General features: G+C 71.2%; 19 protein-coding genes and 1 pseudogene. 13 read left to right on the forward strand and 7 right to left on the reverse strand.

Annotation, left to right across the window (positions count from 1 at the left end):
• Positions 1-8: 8 nt before the first annotated feature.
• From ACIBAF_RS39555 to ACIBAF_RS39570, 4 genes and pseudogenes are all read right to left on the reverse strand, one after another.
• The gene (locus ACIBAF_RS39555) at positions 9-713 is read right to left on the reverse strand and encodes a L,D-transpeptidase (RefSeq protein WP_399469949.1); all 705 of its coding nucleotides are present in this window, start codon (positions 711-713) and stop codon (positions 9-11) included.
• A 75-nt stretch (positions 714-788) separates the two neighbouring features.
• A complete protein-coding gene (locus ACIBAF_RS39560) occupies positions 789-2,489 on the reverse strand; it encodes a heme peroxidase family protein (RefSeq protein WP_399469951.1) in 1,701 nt (566 codons plus the stop codon).
• Positions 2,490-2,576: 87 nt separating this feature from the next.
• A pseudogene (locus ACIBAF_RS39565) lies at positions 2,577-2,714 on the reverse strand (pyridoxamine 5'-phosphate oxidase family protein); the annotation flags it as partial.
• Between the two features lie 94 nt (positions 2,715-2,808).
• Positions 2,809-3,729, reverse strand: a complete 921-nt coding sequence (locus tag ACIBAF_RS39570) for a hypothetical protein (RefSeq protein WP_399469953.1) — start codon at positions 3,727-3,729, stop codon at positions 2,809-2,811.
• A 201-nt stretch (positions 3,730-3,930) separates the two neighbouring features.
• On the opposite strand from ACIBAF_RS39570, the gene argH reads away from it, so the two are divergent.
• The 4 genes from argH to ACIBAF_RS39590 all read left to right on the forward strand — a co-directional run bounded on the left by argH (position 3,931) and on the right by ACIBAF_RS39590 (position 8,924).
• Entirely contained in the window at positions 3,931-5,361 is a 1,431-nt protein-coding gene (gene argH, locus ACIBAF_RS39575; RefSeq protein WP_399469955.1) for an argininosuccinate lyase, read from the forward strand.
• A 415-nt stretch (positions 5,362-5,776) separates the two neighbouring features.
• Positions 5,777-6,748 carry an aldo/keto reductase gene (locus ACIBAF_RS39580; protein WP_399469957.1) on the forward strand — a complete coding sequence of 324 codons (972 nt, stop codon included), beginning with the start codon at positions 5,777-5,779 and terminating at the stop codon, positions 6,746-6,748.
• 80 nt (positions 6,749-6,828) lie between these two features.
• Complete coding sequence (locus ACIBAF_RS39585) at positions 6,829-7,380, forward strand: TetR/AcrR family transcriptional regulator (RefSeq protein ID WP_399469959.1); 552 nt, start codon at positions 6,829-6,831, stop codon at positions 7,378-7,380.
• A complete protein-coding gene (locus ACIBAF_RS39590) occupies positions 7,377-8,924 on the forward strand; it encodes an MFS transporter (RefSeq protein WP_399469961.1) in 1,548 nt (515 codons plus the stop codon). The genes ACIBAF_RS39585 and ACIBAF_RS39590 overlap by 4 nt, the downstream gene beginning before the upstream one ends.
• A gap of 47 nt (positions 8,925-8,971) precedes the next feature.
• Here ACIBAF_RS39590 and ACIBAF_RS39595 read toward each other — a convergent pair whose 3' ends face one another.
• A complete protein-coding gene (locus ACIBAF_RS39595; protein ID WP_399470034.1) occupies positions 8,972-9,646 on the reverse strand; it encodes a lysophospholipid acyltransferase family protein in 675 nt (224 codons plus the stop codon).
• Between the two features lie 195 nt (positions 9,647-9,841).
• Between ACIBAF_RS39595 and ACIBAF_RS39600 the strand changes: the two genes are divergently transcribed.
• From ACIBAF_RS39600 to ACIBAF_RS39615, 4 genes are all read left to right on the forward strand, one after another.
• A complete protein-coding gene (locus tag ACIBAF_RS39600; RefSeq protein WP_399469963.1) occupies positions 9,842-10,009 on the forward strand; it encodes a hypothetical protein in 168 nt (55 codons plus the stop codon).
• Between the two features lie 172 nt (positions 10,010-10,181).
• The gene (locus ACIBAF_RS39605) at positions 10,182-11,372 is read left to right on the forward strand and encodes a glycerophosphodiester phosphodiesterase (protein ID WP_399469965.1); all 1,191 of its coding nucleotides are present in this window, start codon (positions 10,182-10,184) and stop codon (positions 11,370-11,372) included.
• A gap of 67 nt (positions 11,373-11,439) precedes the next feature.
• Complete coding sequence (locus ACIBAF_RS39610) at positions 11,440-11,946, forward strand: RNA polymerase sigma factor (RefSeq protein ID WP_399469967.1); 507 nt, start codon at positions 11,440-11,442, stop codon at positions 11,944-11,946.
• A gap of 45 nt (positions 11,947-11,991) precedes the next feature.
• The gene (locus ACIBAF_RS39615) at positions 11,992-12,489 is read left to right on the forward strand and encodes a GNAT family N-acetyltransferase (RefSeq protein WP_399469969.1); all 498 of its coding nucleotides are present in this window, start codon (positions 11,992-11,994) and stop codon (positions 12,487-12,489) included.
• Here ACIBAF_RS39615 and ACIBAF_RS39620 read toward each other — a convergent pair.
• Complete coding sequence (locus ACIBAF_RS39620) at positions 12,479-12,910, reverse strand: hypothetical protein (protein ID WP_399470036.1); 432 nt, start codon at positions 12,908-12,910, stop codon at positions 12,479-12,481. The two genes, ACIBAF_RS39615 and ACIBAF_RS39620, sit on opposite strands and share 11 nt — an antisense overlap.
• Before the next feature lies 1 nt (position 12,911).
• A complete protein-coding gene (locus ACIBAF_RS39625) occupies positions 12,912-13,271 on the reverse strand; it encodes a hypothetical protein (RefSeq protein WP_399469971.1) in 360 nt (119 codons plus the stop codon).
• Between the two features lie 484 nt (positions 13,272-13,755).
• Here ACIBAF_RS39625 and ACIBAF_RS39630 point away from each other — a divergent pair, with 484 nt between their 5' ends.
• The 5 genes from ACIBAF_RS39630 (at position 13,756) to cbiE (ending at position 18,612) form a co-directional block, all read left to right on the forward strand.
• Entirely contained in the window at positions 13,756-14,796 is a 1,041-nt protein-coding gene (locus ACIBAF_RS39630; protein WP_399469973.1) for a methionine ABC transporter ATP-binding protein, read from the forward strand.
• Positions 14,793-15,551, forward strand: a complete 759-nt coding sequence (locus tag ACIBAF_RS39635) for a methionine ABC transporter permease (protein ID WP_399469975.1) — start codon at positions 14,793-14,795, stop codon at positions 15,549-15,551. The genes ACIBAF_RS39630 and ACIBAF_RS39635 overlap by 4 nt, the downstream gene beginning before the upstream one ends.
• Positions 15,552-15,630: 79 nt before the next feature.
• Positions 15,631-16,467 carry a MetQ/NlpA family ABC transporter substrate-binding protein gene (locus ACIBAF_RS39640; protein WP_399469977.1) on the forward strand — a complete coding sequence of 279 codons (837 nt, stop codon included), beginning with the start codon at positions 15,631-15,633 and terminating at the stop codon, positions 16,465-16,467.
• A 186-nt stretch (positions 16,468-16,653) separates the two neighbouring features.
• The gene (locus tag ACIBAF_RS39645; protein ID WP_399469979.1) at positions 16,654-17,292 is read left to right on the forward strand and encodes a GNAT family N-acetyltransferase; all 639 of its coding nucleotides are present in this window, start codon (positions 16,654-16,656) and stop codon (positions 17,290-17,292) included.
• 96 nt (positions 17,293-17,388) lie between these two features.
• On the forward strand, positions 17,389-18,612 hold the full coding sequence (cbiE, locus tag ACIBAF_RS39650) for a precorrin-6y C5,15-methyltransferase (decarboxylating) subunit CbiE (RefSeq protein ID WP_399469981.1): 1,224 nt from the start codon (positions 17,389-17,391) through the stop codon (positions 18,610-18,612).
• Positions 18,613-18,688: the final 76 nt, after the last annotated feature.

The following is an 18,688-nucleotide window of genomic DNA, read 5'->3' on the forward strand; positions in this document are numbered from 1 at the left end:
GCGGTGGCTCAATACCGGCTGATCGCCGTGGGGCCGCCGGCCGTGCCGATCGCGATGTGCGGCCGCTCCCACGGCCTGGCCCAGGCCAGCATCCGCCGCATCGCCCCCTCCGGCACGGACACACAACCGGCCGTCGCCCCACGGCCGTTGACATGCAGGAAGATCCCGGCCCCGCGACCCCGCACCGGCGCACCGTAGTTGAACCCGATGACCAGCGCGTACGCGTACTGCGTGCGGTACGTGACGAGGTGTTCGGACTCGGCGGCACGGCAGTCGGCCGGCCGCGGCTCGGTCCACCGGTTGTAGGCACGGGAGCCGTTGTCCTGGCACCACCAGGAGCCCTGGCGCACGGGACGGTACGGGTACGACGTCCCGCGCGGCGCCGCCCGGATGCCGAAGGCGAACGGCAGGCCGTACAGGCCGGTGGGCGTGGTGTTGGTGCCTTGCCTGCGCGAGGCTCCCTCGACCAGGCCGTTCGCGCCGAACCGGGCCGGCGTGGAGCCGGTCGGCGTCCATCGCCCGTGCCGCAGGTCCCACCAGGTGAGCGTGCCCGCCGTGGCGCCGGCCCCCGGGGCCACGGCGGTGATCAACTGCGTGCCGCCGCCGGTGTCCGCCATCCGCGCGGGCAGCGGCGGCTGAGCGCCGGTGCCCGGAGCCGCACCGAGCAGCAGGAGGGACGCACAGACGGCGGCGGCGACGACACGAGGGCCCATGATCCAGACGCTAGAGGGGGCCGGCGACGCCGGCAGGCCGGACTGGGCCGACCGTGCGCGGCGCCGCCTGTCCCGTCAGGTCACCGGACCCAGCGGGTTGAGCTGGTCTGCCCGGCCCTCGAAGGCGTACAGCATCACGTCGGTCATCTCGAAGACGTCGTTCGCGTTGCGCTCCTCGACCGGGCTGAGGAAGGGACGCCAGAAGGGGTCGCGCACGATCGAGTGCCGGCTGCCCTCCATGGCGCGGTGGAACACCTCGGCGACGATGCGGCCGCCGACGCCGGTCAGCTTCCCGCCGCCCTTCACCTCCGATTCGCGCAGAACGTAGAACCACAGCGGGGCGTGCTTGGCGACGGCGTCCACGAGCCCGGCGGAGAGCTGCGCACCGCCGCCCTGCGCGAAGTCGGCCTTGGTGAGCGGCTCCACGTCGACCTTCCGGTCGATGAAGTGCTCGGCCATCTGCTGTCCCGTCGCGAGCCGCAGCATCGACGCCCGGGTGAGGTTGCGGAAGGCGAGGTTCAGCTCGATCTCCGGGGGCGCCGGCTGTCCCCGGCCGCCGAAGGAGCCGAGCGGCAGGTTGGCGAGCGGATTGACGAGCAGACTGTCGATGCGCTTGGCGAGGTTGAACTGCGCCTCGGGCACCTGGAGATCGGCCCGGTCCGGTACCGCCTCCTGGAAGGCGAACAGCCGCCGGAAGTCGGCGATCCAGTTGGTGGGCAGGCGCTCGAAGTCGCCCGCCTCCGGGTCCGCCGCGTCGGCGGGAGGCGGCGAGAGGATGCCGCTGGTGCCGCTGAACCGGAACAGCAGCTCCAGCGTGCCCCGGCCCTGGTCGAAGATCCGGTTCCAGTTGTAGCGGCCGCGGACCATGCTGTGGCCCAGCCGGTAGGCGGCCACGGAGAACTCGATCGGCATGGTCGGCAGGTCCTGCTCACGCGGCGCCGGCTCGAACACCCGCCGGCCGTTGCTGAACACGTCGTCGACGATCTCGGGGTCGACGATCCTGCGCAGGAAGTCGTGACGCAGCATCCACTGGTAGTGCTTGACGACCGTCTCGCGCGCCGACTCGAACAGGACCGCGCTCGACACGCCCTTGCCGACCAGGTCGGCGACCACCCGGTTGTGGAACCGGATGAAGGCGGTGTGGATCTGGGCGACGATCAGGTTCTCGTCGTTGCGCGGGTCCGGGATCAGCGCCCGGCGCCGCTCGGACTTCAGCGAGCCCGTGCCCGCCCGGGGCAGGTCGAACCCGGCGAGGGGCCGGCCCACGATGGAGGTGTCGTTCGGCACGCCCTGGGTCGTCCCGGTCTTCAGCCTGAGCCCGTCGTCCTCGTAGAAGCGGCGGTCGAAGCGGTGCTCGGGCCCGAGGCCGTAGAGGGAGTCGAGGTCGAGGGCCGGGGAGCGGCCCTGCAGGAGCTGGCGGACCGTGATCTCGTCCTCCAGGCGCACCGCGGTGGCGTCCAGGGTGAGGTCGTGGTCCACGAACTGGCCGAGGTAGGTGAACCCCGACGGGACGCCCGGCTGGTCGGGCTGGTCCCGAGCGGGGTCCGTCATCGCCTTGGCCAGCTCGGTGCGGGCGGCCCGGTCGAGCTGGTGGGCCGGCCTGGACTGGGGGCCAAGCCGGGAGAAGCGGAACTTGCGCAGGTCCGCCACGGTGGAGGCGGTCAGCGGCTGCGCGGGCTCGCCGTCCTGCGACTCGGCGAGGATGCCCTCGCCGACGACGTAGAAGGAGGAGCGGACATGGCGTTTGCTCTGTGGTTCGCGTGCGGGTCGGAACATGAATCCCCCATGTTGTTCACACCTGCGCACGTGCGCGCACGTGTGAGGCCACGCTAGGGGACGAGAGCGGCGGAAGGGGGAATTCCGTCAAATCGGACGCAAGGGCAACGGCAGTCCGGGCAGTCCGGGCAGTCCGTCCAGGCTCATGGCGATGTGCTCCTCGCTCTCGAAGGACGCGTTGAGCGATGCGTCGTACGCTATGAAGGACACCGCGAACCCGCACGTCGAGTACGGCGGACGAGCCCTTGAGGCCCTTGGTGGAACGCCACAGCGGCCGCCCCGGCCGGCGCTTCTCGGGGCGGCCGCTGTGCCTGTCACGTCACTTGTTCAACGTGCAGGCGGCCAGCGCGTCGAGACCCTGCGGCTTGGTGCCCTTGCGACCGATCGAGATGGCGATGCGGTCGATCGTGGACACGCGCTTGTCCTTCAGCGGGCCGAGAATCGCGTTCTGCACGAAGTTGGCGCCACCCTGGCCGACGGTGTTCTGGAGCCGGGTGTTGGCCTCGTTGATCTGCGTCTGGAGGAGCGCCAGGTTCCGGTCCACCTCGGCCTGTGCGGTGGCGGGGATCGCGGGCAGCTGCGAGGCGACGTCGGGGCAGCTGATCGTGCCGACGCCGGCCGCGTCGCCGCCGGCATTGCCGGCATCGCCGGCCGCGTTCCCCGCGCCCTCGCCCGCCGCGTCGTTCCCGGTGGCCGGCGCGGTGGCTGCGTCGCCCGCGCCCTGGCCGGCGCCGGCTTCCGCGCCCGCACCTGCCTCGGCGCCCGCCCCGGTGCCGGTGTCGGCGACACCGCCCGCGTTGAGGGTGCACGGGGCGAGCGCCTCAAGGCCCTGCGGCTTCTCGGCGGTGCGGCCGATGGCCGTGGCGATGCGGTTGACGGTCGAGATCCGCTTGTCCTCCAGCGGGCCGAGGATCGCGTTCTGCACGAAGTTCGGGCCGCCCTGCCCCACGGTGTCGACGAGCCGCTTGTTGGCCTCGTTGATCTGCGTCTGGAGCAGGGCGAGGTTGCGATCGACCTCGGCCTGTGCGGTGGCGGGGATCGCAGGCAGCTTGGAGGCCACGTCCGGGCACGTGATGGTGCCGGGGCTGGCGAGGGTCTTGGCGTTGGTCGTGCTGCCGCTGTCGGACGACTCCCCGGCGAGGGCCTGGTTCACGACCACCGCACCGGTCAGGGCCAGAGCGGCGGCGCCGCCGATGATCGCCACGCGACGCTTGTTGTACTTGGGAAGAGCCCTGGACATGGGGATGCCTCACTTGGGTCAGGAGTGGGTTTACAAACGCGGCGCCAGCGTCGGTGTGAAGTACGGGCAAGCGGTTGCCGTTGTTCAAGGAGGCTTCGAATTCTCTTACCGAACTTTGCCGGGACCCTCAGAATTGACGAATCATGCATAACTCTGCATAATCATGCAGGACGTTCAGTGCGGCGATGAGGAGCAACGCAAGTGAGCAGCAACAGCGGTGACGTACGGCTCTGGGGCGGCCGTTTCGCCGACGGTCCCGCCGAGGCCCTGGCCAAGCTGTCCGCGTCCGTCCACTTCGACTGGCGGCTCGCGCCCTACGACATCGCCGGTTCGCGCGCCCACGCGCGCGTGCTGCACAAGGCGGGCCTGCTCACCGAGGACGAGCTGACCCGGATGATCGCCGGACTCGACCAGCTGGAGGCGGACGTCGCCGACGGCTCCTTCGTGGGCACCATCGCCGACGAGGACGTCCACACCGCCCTGGAGCGCGGCCTCCTGGAGCGCCTCGGCGCCGACCTCGGCGGCAAGCTGCGCGCGGGCCGCTCCCGCAACGACCAGGTCGCCACCCTCTTCCGGATGTACCTGCGTGACCACGCCCGGATCATCGGCGGCCTCGTGGCCGAGCTCCAGGACGCACTGATCGGCCTGGCGGAGGCCCACCCGGACGTGGCGATGCCGGGCCGCACCCACCTGCAGCACGCCCAGCCGGTGCTGTTCGCCCACCACGTCCTCGCCCACGTGCAGTCCCTGTCCCGGGACGCCGAGCGGCTGCGCCAGTGGGACGAGCGCACGGCCGTCTCGCCGTACGGCTCGGGCGCCCTCGCGGGCAGCAGCCTCGGTCTGGACCCGGAGGCGGTCGCGAAGGACCTCGGCTTCGAGCACGGCAGCGTCGGCAACTCCATCGACGGCACGGCCTCCCGCGACTTCGTCGCCGAGTTCGCCTTCATCACCGCGATGATCGGGGTCAACCTCTCCCGGATCTCCGAGGAGATCATCATCTGGAACACGAAGGAGTTCTCCTTCGTGACGCTGCACGACGCGTTCTCCACGGGCTCGTCGATCATGCCGCAGAAGAAGAACCCGGACATCGCGGAGCTGGCGCGCGGCAAGTCGGGCCGCCTGATCGGCAACCTGACCGGCCTCATGGCCACCCTCAAGGCCCTCCCGCTCGCCTACAACCGCGACCTTCAGGAGGACAAGGAGCCGGTCTTCGACTCCTGCGACCAACTGGAGGTCCTGCTCCCCGCCTTCACCGGCATGGTCGCCACCCTCACCGTCCACCGCGAGCGCATGGAGGAGCTGGCCCCGGCCGGCTTCTCCCTGGCCACCGACATCGCCGAGTGGCTGGTCAAGCAGGGCGTTCCGTTCCGCGTGGCGCACGAGGTGGCCGGCGAGTGCGTCAAGGCCGCCGAGGCCGAGGGCAAGGAACTGGACGAGCTGACGGACGAGCAGTTCGCGAAGATCTCCGCCCACCTGACCCCCGAGGTCCGCACCGTCCTCAACGTCCCGGGCGCCCTCGCCTCCCGCGACGGCCGCGGCGGCACGGCGCCGAGCGCGGTCGCCGTCCAGCTCGCCGAGGTCAAGGCCGACGTGGCGGCGCAGCACAGCTGGGCGGACGCCAAGAAGCGGTGACCACCGCGCTCGCGCGTTAACCCCCGCTCCCCGGCCGGCCGGGGAGCGGGGGTTAACGCGCGAGCGGGACTTCACGGCCCCGGTGCGCCGACTGCCGGCCCGGGGCGTACAGATCACCTACCTGGCTCAAGGACCCCGACTCGGGCCGAACCGGCGCGTCAGCCGCCACGGGTGGCCCATGACTTCGAGACCGAAGGCCGTCCTGGACAGTGGGTGATCCGTTTCCCCCGGCAGCCGCCCACGTGCTCCGTGCCGCTCGTCGATCCCGGCGCGGAAAAGGGCCGTGTAACGCCGGGAGTGAAACGGCGGGGGTGGAACGGCGGGGTGGAACGCCGGAGGCGCGGGCTCACGTTTCGTCACCGGCATGCGGGTTAGGTTGGTGGCAGCCGCAAGGAGCCACCGAACGGAGCCCGCGATGCCCTTCGCCCGCCTCGCCTCAGCGACGACCCCCACCTGCCACATCGGCCTGGGTCTCGCCGCCGTCGGCCGCCCCGGCTACATCAACGTCGGACGCGACCAGGACCTCGGCGCCGACCGCAGCGTCAACGCCCTGCGCACCCGCACCCACGAACTCCTGGACGCCGCCTACGCCCAGGGCGTCCGCTACTTCGACGCGGCCCGCTCCTACGGCCGCGCCGAGGAGTTCCTGGCCGACTGGCTGAAGGTCCGGCCCGACGTCGACGACATCGTCGTAGGCAGCAAGTGGGGCTACACCTACACCGCCGACTGGACGACGGACGCGGAGCAGCACGAGGTCAAGGACCACAGCCTCGTCGCCTATGAACGTCAGCGCGCCGAGACGGACGAACTCCTCGGCGACCGGCTCGACCTCTACCAGATCCACTCGGTGACCCCGGACAGCCCGGCCCTCACCGACAAGGAACTCCACGCCAAGCTCGCCGAAGCCGCCGCCCAGGGCCTCACCGTGGGCTTCTCCACCAGCGGCCCCGCCCAGGCCGACGCGATCCGCGCCGCCCTCGCCGTGACGGTCGACGGCGAGCCCCTCTTCCGGACCGTCCAGTCGACGTACAACGCCCTGGAGACCTCGGCCGGCCCCGCCCTCGCCGAGGCGCACGACGCCGGACTCACGGTGATCGTGAAGGAGGGCATGGCCAACGGCCGCCTCGCGGAGCCCTACGCGCCGGACGCCCTGAAGGCCGTCGCGGGAGAAACCTCCCTCGGCTGCGACGCGGTCGCCCTCGCCCTGATCCTGCGCCGGCCCTGGGCCGGCGTCGTCCTCTCCGGCGCCGCGACGGCCACCCAGCTCGCCTCCAACCTGCACGCCGCGGTCGTGGACCTCGACGACGACCAGCTCGACCGGCTGTCCGCGCTCACGGAGGACCCGAAGACGTACTGGGAGCGGCGCGGCAGCCTGCCCTGGCACTGAGAACCCCGCTCGACCGACGCATGTGAGTCACTCGCGCCTATGGTGAGACACGAATGTCTCACATGGGTTATGGTTGTCTCATGGCCGTCGACCGTGACCACGTACTCCGCAGCGCTGCCGCCCTGCTGACCCGCAAATCCACCGCGACGATGGACGAGGTCGCCAAGGCGGCCGGGATCAGCCGCGCCACGCTGCACCGGCACTTCGCCGGGCGCGACGCACTCGTCCGCGCCCTGGAGGCCCTCGGCATCGCGGAGTGCGAGCACGCCCTGGACGCGGCCCGGCTGGACGAGGGCCCGGCCGACGCCGCCGTGCGCCGTCTGGTGGACGAGATCGAGCCCGCCGCCGGCCTGCTCGCCTTCCTTTACACCGAGAACCAGCTGTTCGAGGGCGAGGAGCAGAACCAGGGCTGGACCCGGATCGACGACCGCATCTCCGCCCTGTTCCGGCGCGGACAGCTGACCGGCGAGTTCCGCATCGACCTCACGCCCGCCTGGCTCACCGAGGCGCTGTTCGGCCTGCTGGCCTCCGGCGCCTGGCTGGTGCAGAGCGGCAAGGGCGCCCCCAAGGACTTCCCGCACATGATCGCCGAGCTGCTCCTCGGCGGCGCACTACGGAGAGAGGAACCATGACCAGCACCCTGCGGCCGGCGAGCACGACCGAGGCGGTGAAGCGGCCGGACCGTTGGCTCGCGCTCTCCGTCCTCGTTCTCGCCGTGCTGCTGGTGGCCGTCGACGCGACCGTCCTCGGTCTCGCGACCCCCTTTATCAGCGAGGACCTCAAGCCCTCCGGCACCCAGCTCCTGTGGATCGGCGACGTCTACTCCTTCGTCATCGCCGGCCTGCTCGTCTCGATGGGCAGCCTCGGCGACCGCATCGGCCGCAAGCGCATCCTGCTCGGCGGCGCCACGGCCTTCGGCCTGATATCGGTCCTCAACGCCTACGCGACGACCCCGGAGACGATGATCGCGGCCCGCGCCCTGCTGGGCGTGGCCGGCGCGACCCTCATGCCCGCCACCCTCGCCCTGATCCGCAACCTCTTCCACGACCCGCGCGAACGCAGCCTGGCCGTGGGCATCTGGGGCGCGACGGCCTCCGCGGGCACCGCGGTCGGCCCCATCGTGGGCGGCTTCCTCCTCCAGCACTTCTGGTGGGGCTCGGTCTTCCTCATCAACCTGCCCGTGATGGTCGTCCTGGTCCTCGTCGGCATCAGGACGCTCCCCGAGTCCCGCACCCCGAACCCGGGCCCGTGGGACCTGCTGAGCGTGGTCCTGTCCCTGGTCGGCATGATCGGCATCGTCTACGCCGTCAAGGAGGCCGCGACGCACGGCCTCACCTGGACCTCAGCGGGCACGGGCCTGCTGGGCGCGGCGGCCCTGCACGGCTTCGTCCGCCGCCAGCTGACCCTTGAGGCGCCCCTGCTGGACATGCGCCTGTTCCGCAACCGCGGCTTCAGCGGCGCGGTCCTGGCCGACCTGCTGACCATCCTGGGCCTGTCCGGCCTGGTGTTCTTCCTCTCCCAGTACCTGCAACTCGTCCAGGGCAGGCGCCCGTTCGAGGCCGGTCTGGCCGAACTCCCCGCCGCGATCGGCGCGGTGGCGGCCGGCCTGATCGCGGGCCGCGCGGCCCGCCGCTTCTCGGTACGGGCCGTGGTCTCCGGCGGCCTCGCGGCGATCGGCCTGGCGCTGGCCGCCCTGACGACGATCACCCAGTCCACCGGCTACCCCCTGCTGGGAGCCGCCCTGCTGGTGGTCGGCGTGGGCGCCGGCTTCTCCTTCACGGTGACGGCCGACGTCATCCTGAGCTCGGTTCCGAAGGACCAGGCGGGCGCGGCCTCCGCGGTCTCCGAGACGGCGTACGAACTGGGCGCGGCCCTGGGCATCGCCGTACTCGGCTCGATCGTGACGGGCGTGTACAGGGGCTTTTCGGCCCCGGCGGGCACACCGGAGGGCGCCCATGAGTCACTGGGCGGCGCGGTGGAGGCGGCGGGTCGGCTGCCGGCCCCAACGGCCCAGGAGCTGCTGTCCTCGGCACGCGAGGCCTTCGTGGACGGCCTGACGCTGGCGGCGGGCGCGGGCGCGATCGTGCTGCTCGCGACGGCGGCAGCAGCGTGGTTCATGCTGCGCGGGCAACGGCTGGACAGCGGACGTCCGGAGCACGGCGAACTGCACGACTGACCCCGCCCACGCACGCGCACCCGCACCCGCACCCGACAACGAAACCGCTACGCCGCTTCCTTGGCCTTGGTCGCGTACATGTCCACGTACTCCTGCCCGGACAACCGCATGACCTCCGTCATCACGGAGTCCGTCACAGCCCGCAGCACATACCGGTCGCGGTCCATCCCGTCGTACCGCGAGAACTCCATCGCCTCACCGAACCGAACGGTGACCCGCCCGGGCCGGGGCATCCCCGCCCCGCCCGGCTGCAACTTGTCCGTGCCGATCATCGCGAAGGGGACGACGGGCGCGCCCGTCATCAACGTCAGCCGGGCGATACCGGTACGCCCCCGGTACAGGCGGCCGTCGGGCGACCGCGTCCCCTCGGGGTAGATCCCGAAGACCTTCCCCTCCTCCAGCACCCGTCGCCCGGTCATCAGCGCGGCCACGCCCCCGCGGCCGCCGTCGCGGTCGACCGGGATCATGCCGACCCCGGTGAAGAACCAGGCCATGAGCCGGCCCTTGAGGGTCTTGCCGGTGACGTACTCGTCCTTGCCGATGAAGAAGACCTGCCGGTCGCACACGAGGGGCAGGATCATCGAGTCGATGAACGTGAGGTGATTGCCGGCCAGGATGACGGGGCCGTCGCCTGGAATGTGCTCCGCGCCCTCGACCCGAGGGCGGAACATCAGGCGCATGACCGGTCCGAGCACTGCCTTGATGAGCGCGAAGCGGGACAACGAGCCCTCCGATGTCAAGGGAAAACGGTATGAGTCTGTGCAGGTGAGGACGATACTCGCGGCTCGGGTCCCGGCGCACATCGGGTCACCCAGGTCTTACGCACTGTTGACGTACGTTTACCTGGACGGCGCAATCCCCGCCCGCCCGTCATCTGGGTGGAATGGCGGGAACAACGCGGTGAAACCGGGGGAGTCGTGGGTGTCGTCGTCGCTCTCGCCGTACTGCTGCCGCTCGTGCTCGCCGCCTCCGTGACGGTCCTGGCGCGCAGGGACCGCCGCCGCAGGGTGCGCCTGGCGAACCGCTTTGCCGCCCCCGGAACGCTTGGCGCACTGCGCGCCCGGGACGACCGCAGCCGGTACTGACCGCCTTCCCCGGCGGCCCCCGCCCATTCCTCCCGTCCGACGGTCCGTCAGGTGGCCGTACGGCACACGCCATCCAGCGTCACCCGCGTGTTAGGACCGAGGTCTCCCGACGGTCATGTCCACGCCCCTACGATCGGGCCGCACGAACGAGGCGACGGTCAGGAGGCCCCTCATGGGAACGCAGGACACGCAGGAGTCGAACCAGCAGGCGAGCGTGAGCGGAACCGGACGGCGGGCGCTCCTCGGCGCGGCCGTGCTCGGCGCCACCGGAAGCGTCCTCGGCCTGTCGGGCACCGCGAGAGCCGCCGAGACGCGGACCGGCGGCGGCCATGGCGGCGGCCTGAAGAGCCTGCCCGTGCCGACGATCATCGGTCACCGCGGCGCCAGCGGCTACCGCCCCGAGCACACCTTCGGCTCCTACCAGCTGGCCCTCGACCTGGGCGCCGACATCGTCGAGGCCGGCGACCTGGTCCCCACCAAGGACGGCCATCTGGTCTGCCGGCACGAGCCGGAGATCGGCGGCACGACGGACGTCGCCGACCACCCCGAGTTCGCCGGCCGCAAGACCACCAAGGTCCTCGACGGCGTCTCCACCACGGGCTGGTTCACCGAGGACTTCACCCTCGCGGAGCTGAAGACCCTGCGCGCGATCGAGCGCATCCCGGCCAACCGCCCGCACAACACGCTCTACAACGGCCGCTGGGAGATCCCCACCTTCGAGGAAGTCCTGAAGTGGCAGGACGAGCAGACCCGCAAGCGCGGCAAGCAGGTCTGGATCTACCCCGAGACCAAGCACCCCACCTACTTCCGCAAGCTGGGCCTGGGCCTGGAGGAGCGGGTCGCCAAGCTGCTGCACAAGTACGGCAAGGACAAGAAGAACTCGCCGGTCATCCTGCAGTCCTTCGAGCCGACCAGCATCCAGCGCCTGAACAAGCTGGTCGACAACCCCCTCGTGGTCCTGCTGTCGGCCGCGAACACCCGCCCCTGGGACTTCGTCGAGGCGGGCGACCCGCGCACGGTCGCCGACCTGATCACCCGGGCCGGGCTCAGGGAGATCGCCGGCTACGCCCAGGGCATCGGCCCCACCCTCGACCTGGTCATCCCGAAGGACGCGGCCGGCAACCTCACCACCCCGACCTCCCTGGTGAAGGACGCCCACGCGGTCGGCCTGATCCTCCACCCGTACACCATGCGCAACGAGAACCCCTTCCTGCCCGCGAACTTCCGCAAGGGCACGGACGCCGACGGGTACGGCGACCCCTTCGGCGCCTTCCGCACCTACTTCGCGACCGGCATCGACGGCGTCTTCACCGACAACGCCGACACGGGCCTTCTCGCCCGCGCGGACTTCGTCAACGGCTGAGTCCCCGTTGGAGTGACAGTCGGCCGCCCGGGCAACCAGCCGCCCGGGCGGCCGCATCGTTCGGCATATGACGCACGACCTGCTCACCGCCCTGCGCCCCCTCCTCGCCGCGGAAGTCTCCGCCGAGGCCCACGCCACCGCCACGGAACCCGGCGACCTGGAACAGGCGGTCTGGCTCCGCCTCCTGGAGCACCTCGCCTCCGACGGCCCGCCGCCCGACCCGCAGGGCTGGCTGCGCAGGGCCGTCCGCGCCGAGGTCCGCCGCACCCGCCGTACGACCCGCCGCGAGCAGCCGTACGAGAGCGATCCCGCCGAGGACTCCGCCCGCGGTCCCGAGCAGCTCGCCCTCACCGCCGCCCGCCACCGCGCCCTGCGCGAGGCCGTGCACCGACTCCCCGGCCGCTGCTCCCGGCTCCTCCAAGCGCTTCTCTCACCCGAGGACCTCACCTACCGCGAGATCGCGGGGGAGTTGGGTATCTCACAGGGCAGTCTCGGCCCGGAACGTTCCAGATGTCTGGGATGTCTGCGGCGTTTGCTGACGCCGGAGGTTGCGGCCCACGAAGTGCGGGGATAGGAGTGAAGGACCACAGGCGATCAGGTGAGCGGGAGGCGTGCGCACATGGGCATGAGCGTGACCATCTCGGGGGCGACCGAGCAGGATGTCGAGCAGATCTTCAGGCTGCAGTACCTGTGCTTCCAGAGTGAAGCCGCGCTGTACGGCAACTACCGCATCGACCCGCTCGTCCAGAGCCTCGACTCGGTCCGGCAGGAACTCGCCACCGACTGCGTCTTCGTGGCCCGCCTGGGCGACGAGGTGGTCGGCTCCGTACGCGGCAGCCTCACCGAGGACGGCGCCGCCGCCATCGGCAAGCTCTGCGTCCACCCTCGTCTCCAGGGGCACGGCATCGGCGCGAGACTGCTGCGCGCGGCGGAGTCGGCGCTCGCCGAGGAGCGCGGCGCCAAGAAGTTCCGCCTCTTCACCGGCCACCGCAGCGAGGGCAACCTCCGCCTCTACCGCCGCGTCGGCTACGAGACGGTCGGCACCTCCGAGGGCACGGACGGCGTGCCGATGATCGTCCTGGAGAAGCAGGCGGGGGAGTACGCGGCTACTGCGTAGCGGCGGTGGCGGCGGTACGGGACCTGCGCAGCCAGTACAGCGCGGACAACGGCAGCAGCACGGGGATGAACACGTACCCCATGCCGTAGTCCGACCACACGGTCGCGTCGTGGAAGGCCGACGGCTCGATCAGGGTCCAGGTGCCGACGATCAGCACGCCCGCGAGTTCGGCGGCGCAGCACACCTGCGCCGCCCTCCGGGCCCTCTCCCCGCCCCGCACCAGCGAGTACGTGATGAACCCGTACACCACACCCGCCACCGCGGACAGCGTGTACGAAAGCGGCGCCCGGTCGAACTCCGTCGCGATCTGGTACGCCGACCGCGACACGGCTCCGACCACCATCACACCGTAGAACCACACCAGAAGCATCCCGGGCCCGCCGATGAGCCGGGCCGGCTTCGCCTCCTCCACCGCCGCCATCTCAGCCTCCCCAGATGTCATAGAGCCGCACCTCCAGCACGGCGAGCACCACACCGCCCGCGGCGACCGTCACCGAACCCCAGCGGGTGCGCTCGGCCAGCGACATGAACCCCGCCGTCGGCACACACGCGAACGCGCCCAGCAGATACGCCACGAAGATCGTCGTGCCCTGCTCCGGCTTCTCGCCCCGCGCCAACTGCACGATCCCGACCACCAACTGGACCGTGGCCAAAGCCGAGACCACGGCCATCCCGATGAAGTGCCAGTCCTTCGTCGGCTGGTCCCGGTAGGCGGCCCAGCCGCACCAGGCGGCGAGCAGCAACGCGGCGGCGCCGGTCACCAGCGTCAGGGCATCAAGCATGCAGTGACCTTATTACGGCGTAATCGACACCCCGCGGTCGGCCCCGAGGCCCGCCGGGCGACGGTGGCGTCGACCACAGGCCGCCGCGCCCGTCAGGCGCTCACGTGCGAACCGTCCACGGCTGTCCAGCATTCGGACATCGAGGTCTCGGTCAGGACCGTACGTCTGGTTTACTGATGCTCATGACCACGACGAGCAGCCGCATCCCTGCGACCGAGGCGACCATGACGCCCGGTGCTCGTTGTATGTGTCGAATGTGCGCCTTCTAGAGGGCCCCCGCACCCCCCGAGCTCGCGCCCCGAAGCGAGACGCCGTGGCACGTCCGTACGCCGCATGTCTGCCGTACAGGACACCAGCCGCGCCCCGCGCACATGTTTCTCCCCGGTTCCCCGCCACAGCGAGAACCGTGTCGCGTCCCTGACAGCCTGCCTCCGTGCGCCCGGGCACACCCACGCCCGCGCACTCGACAGTGACGGAAATCCACGTGATCACCACCACGGACCTCACCAAGGTCTACCGCTCGCGCGGCCGTGAGGTCACCGCCCTCGACGGCGTCGACCTGCACGTCCGCGAAGGCGAGGTGTACGGCGTCATCGGCCAGTCCGGCGCCGGCAAGTCCTCGCTGATCCGCTGCATCAACCTCCTGGAGCGCCCCACCGCCGGCACGGTCACCGTCGCCGGACAGGACCTCACCGCGCTCGCCGGGCGCGGACCCCGCGCCGGCAAGGAGCTGCGGCAGGCGCGCAGCCGGATCGGCATGGTCTTCCAGCACTTCAACCTGCTGTCCTCGCGCACCGTGCAGGACAACGTCGAACTGCCCCTGGAGATCCTCGGCGTCTCGGGGAAGGAACGTTCCCGCAAAGCACTGGAGCTGCTCGACCTGGTCGGTCTCGCCGACAAGGCCAAGTCCTTCCCCGCCCAGCTCTCCGGCGGCCAGAAGCAGCGCGTCGGCATCGCCCGCGCCCTCGCCGGCGACCCGAAGGTGCTGCTCTCCGACGAGGCCACCAGCGCCCTCGACCCGGAGACCACCCGCTCCATCCTCCAGCTGCTGCGCGACCTGAACCGCCAACTGGGCCTGACCGTCCTGCTCATCACCCACGAGATGGACGTCGTGAAGTCGATCTGCGACTCCGCCGCGCTCATGGAGAACGGCCGCGTCGTCGAGTCCGGCACGGTCAGCGAACTGCTCGCCACCCCCGGCTCCGAACTGGCCGCCGCGCTCTTCCCGGTGGGCGGCGAAGCCACTGGCGAGGACCGCACCGTCGTCGACGTCACCTTCCACGGCGAGACGGCCACCCAGCCCGTGGTCTCCCAGCTGTCACGCACCTACAACATCGACATATCGATCCTCGGCGCCGCCATCGACACCGTCGGCGGCCTCCAGGTCGGCCGCATGCGCATCGAACTGCCCGGCCGCTACGAGGACAACGTCGTGCCGATCGGCTTCCTGCGCGAACAGGGCCTGCAGATCGACGTCGTGGGCCAGGAGCCCGCATCCGTGCTGGTGAAGGAAGGTGCCAGGTGACCTGGTCGGAGATGCAGCCCCTGCTGTCCCAGGCGTGTTGGGACACCCTCTACATGGTCGGCTGGTCCACGCTCATCGCCGTCGTCGGCGGCCTCCCGCTCGGCGTCCTGCTGGTCCTCACCGACCGGGGCGGCCTGCTGCAGAACGTCGTCGCCAACAGGGTGCTCGGACAGGTCGTGAACGTCGCCCGCTCGATGCCCTTCATCATCCTGATGGTCGCGCTGATGAACTTCACCCGCACGATCACCGGGACGACCATCGGCCGCGAGGCCGCGATCGTGCCGCTCGCCATCGGCGCCATCCCGTTCTTCGCGCGCCTCGTCGAGACGGCTGTCCGCGAAGTGGACGGCGGGCTCGTCGAGGCCGTGCAGGCGATGGGCGGCAACACCTGGACGATCGTGCGCAAGGTCCTCGTCCCGGAGTCCCTGCCCTCCCTCATCGCCAGCACCACCACCACGATCGTCGCCCTCATCGGCTACTCCGCCATGGCCGGCACGGTCGGCGCCGGCGGCCTCGGCGACATCGCCATCCGCTACGGCTACCAGCGCTTCGAGACCGAGCTGATGTGGATCACGGTGGCGATCCTCGCCGTCGTCATCTCCCTCATCCAGTTCGCCGGCGACTACGCCGCCCGCTCCCTGCACCGCCGCGGCGGCCGCTCGGGCCCCGCGCCCAGGCTCCGTCTGCTGAAGGCGAAGGAGCCCGCGGCCGCGGACGTCAGCAAGGCGGCCGCGGACGTCAGCAAGGTCGCGTAAGCGCCCAAGAGGCGTCCCACCCCACAGACCCCCCGCTCACCCCACGCGGGGTCGCACCACCTCAGGAAAGGCACTTTTCGTGCGTAACACCGCCAAGATCACCACCGCAGTCCTCGCCGCCGGAGCCCTCACCCTCGGACTCGGCGCCTGCGGCTCGGACAAGGGCTCCGACTCCGCCTCCTCCGACGGCAGCGGCCCGCTGGTCGTCGCCGCGAGCCCCACCCCGCACGCCGAGATCCTCACCTTCGTCAAGGACAACCTGGCGAAGAAGGCGGGCCTCGACCTGGAGGTCAAGGAGTTCACCGACTACGTCACGCCGAACACGGCGACGGAGGACGGCTCGGTCGACGCCAACTACTTCCAGAACCAGCCGTACCTCGACGACTTCAACAAGAAGAACGGCACCCACATCGTGCCCGTCGTCACGGTCCACCTGGAGCCGCTCGGCCTCTACTCCCACAAGGTCAAGAGCGCCGACGCCCTCAAGAGCGGTGCGACGATCGCCGTCCCCAACGACAGCGTCAACGAGGCCCGCGCCCTGAAGCTGCTCGCCGCGAACAAGCTCATCACGCTCAAGGACGGCGTGGGCAACGACGCCACCCCCGCGGACATCACCGCGAACCCGAAGAAGCTCACGTTCAAGGAGCTGGAGGCGGCCCAGACCCCGCGCTCCCTGGACGACGTGGACGCGGCCGTCATCAACGGCAACTACGCCATCGAGGCCGACCTGAAGCCCGCCTCGGACGCCCTCGTCCTGGAGTCCGCCAAGGACAACCCCTACGGCAACTTCCTCGCCGTGAAGAAGGGCGACGAGAGCGACCCGCGCGTCAAGAAGCTCGCCACGCTCCTCACGTCCCCCGAGGTCAAGAAGTTCATCGCGGACAAGTACGCCGGCTCCGTCATCGCCTCCTTCTGAGGCGTCCGCGCGCGGGTGTGCCAGTCACCTCCGGCCGACCTGCGCACCCACGGGGTCCACTCCATCACTCGGGGTGGACCCCGTGGTGCGGTGCGGTGCTCACATGCTGCATGCTGGGCAGTTCAGCAGGCCCTGACGGCCCAGCAGGTCGGGCCCTGACGGTTTCGAAGGCTACGGAGCGGCTTCATGACGAGCACCTTCCCCACCATCTCCATCAGCACGGAGCGGTTGGTGCTGCGTCCCCTCGACGAGGACGACGTGCCCGCCCTGGCCGACATGATGAACGACGAACAGGTAGGGGCCTGGACCGCCGTGCCCCAGCCCTTCAGCGAGGCCGCGGCCCGCCGTTGGATCACCGAGTACGCGCCCGCCGAACGCAGCGCCGGCCGCGGCCTCGACCTCGCCGTCACCGAGTTCCTCACCCAGCGCCTGGTCGGCATCGTCCAACTCGCCAAGACCAACTGGCACGTCCGCTCCACCGAGCTGTCGTACATCATCGCCCCCTGGGCGCGCGGCGAGGGCTACGCCTCCGAGGCGGCGCTGGCCACCGCACAGTGGCTGCTCACCGATCAGAAGCTCGAGCGCATCGAGCTGCGCACCGCCGCCGACAACACCGCCTCCCAGCAGGTAGCCCAGAAGATCGGCTGCATCAGTGAGGGCGTGCTGCGCGGCGCCTGTATAGCGCGCGCCCGCGCCGAGGACGGCGCCTGGACCGAGGTGCGCACCGACTACATCGTGTGGAGCCTGCTCCCGGAGGACCTGGAAGGCCCCGGGGACCACTTCGCGGAGAGCGGCGGCTACCCGTCGTACACCGACTGGAACTGACCCCGAGGCCCCTGCCGGCGCCGCCGCCCGGCCCTGCCGACCAGGTACCCTCACGGAGCCCGCTACCAGCGTGAACCCCCGGGGAGACTGACGACCATGGCCGACCGCGTCACGGTGATCGGCTGGGACGGCTCGCCACTGACCGCCGCGGCCCGCTCGGCCCTGGGCGCCGCCACGCTGGTGGCCGGCGCCGCCCACCATCTGGCGCTGCCCGAAGTGCCGCCCGCGGCGGAACGCGTCCGGCTCGGCAGCGTGGCCCTCGCCGCCCGCCGCATCGCCGGCCACCGCGGCACCGCGGTCGTCCTCGCCGACGGCGACCCGGGCTTCTTCGGCGTCGTACGCACCCTGCGCGCACCCGAGTTCGGCCTGGAGGTGGAGGTCGTCCCGGCCGTCTCCGCCGTCGCCGCCGCCTTCGCCCGGGCCGGCATGCCCTGGGACGACGCCCAGGTCGTCGTCGCCCACCGGCGCACCCTGCGCCGCGCGGTGAACGTGTGCCGCGCCCACACCAAGGTCGCCGTCCTCACCTCCCCGGGCGCCGGCCCGGCCGAGCTCGGCCTGCTCATGGAGGGCGTGCACCGCACCTTCGTGGTCTGCGAGGAACTCGGCACCACCCGCGAACAGGTCAGCGTCGTCACCTCCGACAAGGCCGCCGACCACACCTGGCGCGACCCCAACGTCGTCATCGTCATCGGCGGCTCCACCGCACCGGCCGTCGCCGGCGACAGCGGCTGGATCGCCGGCCGTGACCCCGCCGCCGGCCCGCGCGGCTGGGCCCTGCCGGGCGAGGCGTACGGCGGCGGACTCGGCGAGGGGGAGTCGGAGCTGCTGCGGGCGGCCCAACTCGCCCGGCTCGGCCCGCGGGTCGGCGACCTCGTGTGGGACATCGGCTGCGGCAGCGGCGCCTTCGCGACCGAGGCGGCGCGGGCGGGCGCCGCGGTCATCGCCGTAGACCACGACCTGGACGCGTGCGGCCGCACCGACGCCTCCTCGCGTCGCCACGGCGTCCAACTGCAGATCGTCCACGGCACCGCCCCGCACGTCCTGGAGAACCTGCCCGAGCCGGACGTCGTCCGGGTCGGCGGCGGGGGAGCGGCCGTGGTCTCCGCGGTCGCCGACCGCCGCCCGCAGCGCATCGTCACCCATGCGGCGACCCGCGACGCGGCCGAACGCGTGGGCCGCGACCTGTCCGAGCACGGCTACCGCGTCGAGTGCGCCCTCGTCCAGTCCGTCGAACTCGACACGCGGGCCTGGACGGAAACAGAACGGAGCGTCGCGTTCCTGCTCACCGGAGAAATTCTGCGGCGCGAAGCGCCTCGCTGAGGGGTGGTGGTCGGGCGACGGGTGGGCACTGCCGGACCGTCGAACGTGACCCGCTCCGCCCTCCCCGTGATCCTGT

Source organism: Streptomyces sp. NPDC051677, assembly GCF_044453465.1.
GTDB lineage: Bacteria > Actinomycetota > Actinomycetes > Streptomycetales > Streptomycetaceae > Streptomyces.

Excerpts from the sequence above, each read along its gene's own strand:
- ACIBAF_RS39555 (WP_399469949.1), bottom strand. The coding sequence starts at position 713 with ATGGGCCCTCGTGTCGTCGCCGCCGCCGTCTGTGCGTCCCTCCTGCTG.
- ACIBAF_RS39560 (WP_399469951.1), bottom strand. The coding sequence starts at position 2,489 with ATGTTCCGACCCGCACGCGAACCACAGAGCAAACGCCATGTCCGCTCC.
- ACIBAF_RS39570 (WP_399469953.1), bottom strand. The coding sequence starts at position 3,729 with ATGTCCAGGGCTCTTCCCAAGTACAACAAGCGTCGCGTGGCGATCATC.
- ACIBAF_RS39580 (WP_399469957.1), top strand. The coding sequence starts at position 5,777 with ATGCCCTTCGCCCGCCTCGCCTCAGCGACGACCCCCACCTGCCACATC.
- ACIBAF_RS39585 (WP_399469959.1), top strand. The coding sequence starts at position 6,829 with ATGGCCGTCGACCGTGACCACGTACTCCGCAGCGCTGCCGCCCTGCTG.
- ACIBAF_RS39590 (WP_399469961.1), top strand. The coding sequence starts at position 7,377 with ATGACCAGCACCCTGCGGCCGGCGAGCACGACCGAGGCGGTGAAGCGG.
- ACIBAF_RS39605 (WP_399469965.1), top strand. The coding sequence starts at position 10,182 with ATGGGAACGCAGGACACGCAGGAGTCGAACCAGCAGGCGAGCGTGAGC.
- ACIBAF_RS39610 (WP_399469967.1), top strand. The coding sequence starts at position 11,440 with ATGACGCACGACCTGCTCACCGCCCTGCGCCCCCTCCTCGCCGCGGAA.
- ACIBAF_RS39615 (WP_399469969.1), top strand. The coding sequence starts at position 11,992 with ATGGGCATGAGCGTGACCATCTCGGGGGCGACCGAGCAGGATGTCGAG.
- ACIBAF_RS39620 (WP_399470036.1), bottom strand. The coding sequence starts at position 12,910 with ATGGCGGCGGTGGAGGAGGCGAAGCCGGCCCGGCTCATCGGCGGGCCC.
- ACIBAF_RS39625 (WP_399469971.1), bottom strand. The coding sequence starts at position 13,271 with ATGCTTGATGCCCTGACGCTGGTGACCGGCGCCGCCGCGTTGCTGCTC.
- ACIBAF_RS39645 (WP_399469979.1), top strand. The coding sequence starts at position 16,654 with ATGACGAGCACCTTCCCCACCATCTCCATCAGCACGGAGCGGTTGGTG.
- cbiE (WP_399469981.1), top strand. The coding sequence starts at position 17,389 with ATGGCCGACCGCGTCACGGTGATCGGCTGGGACGGCTCGCCACTGACC.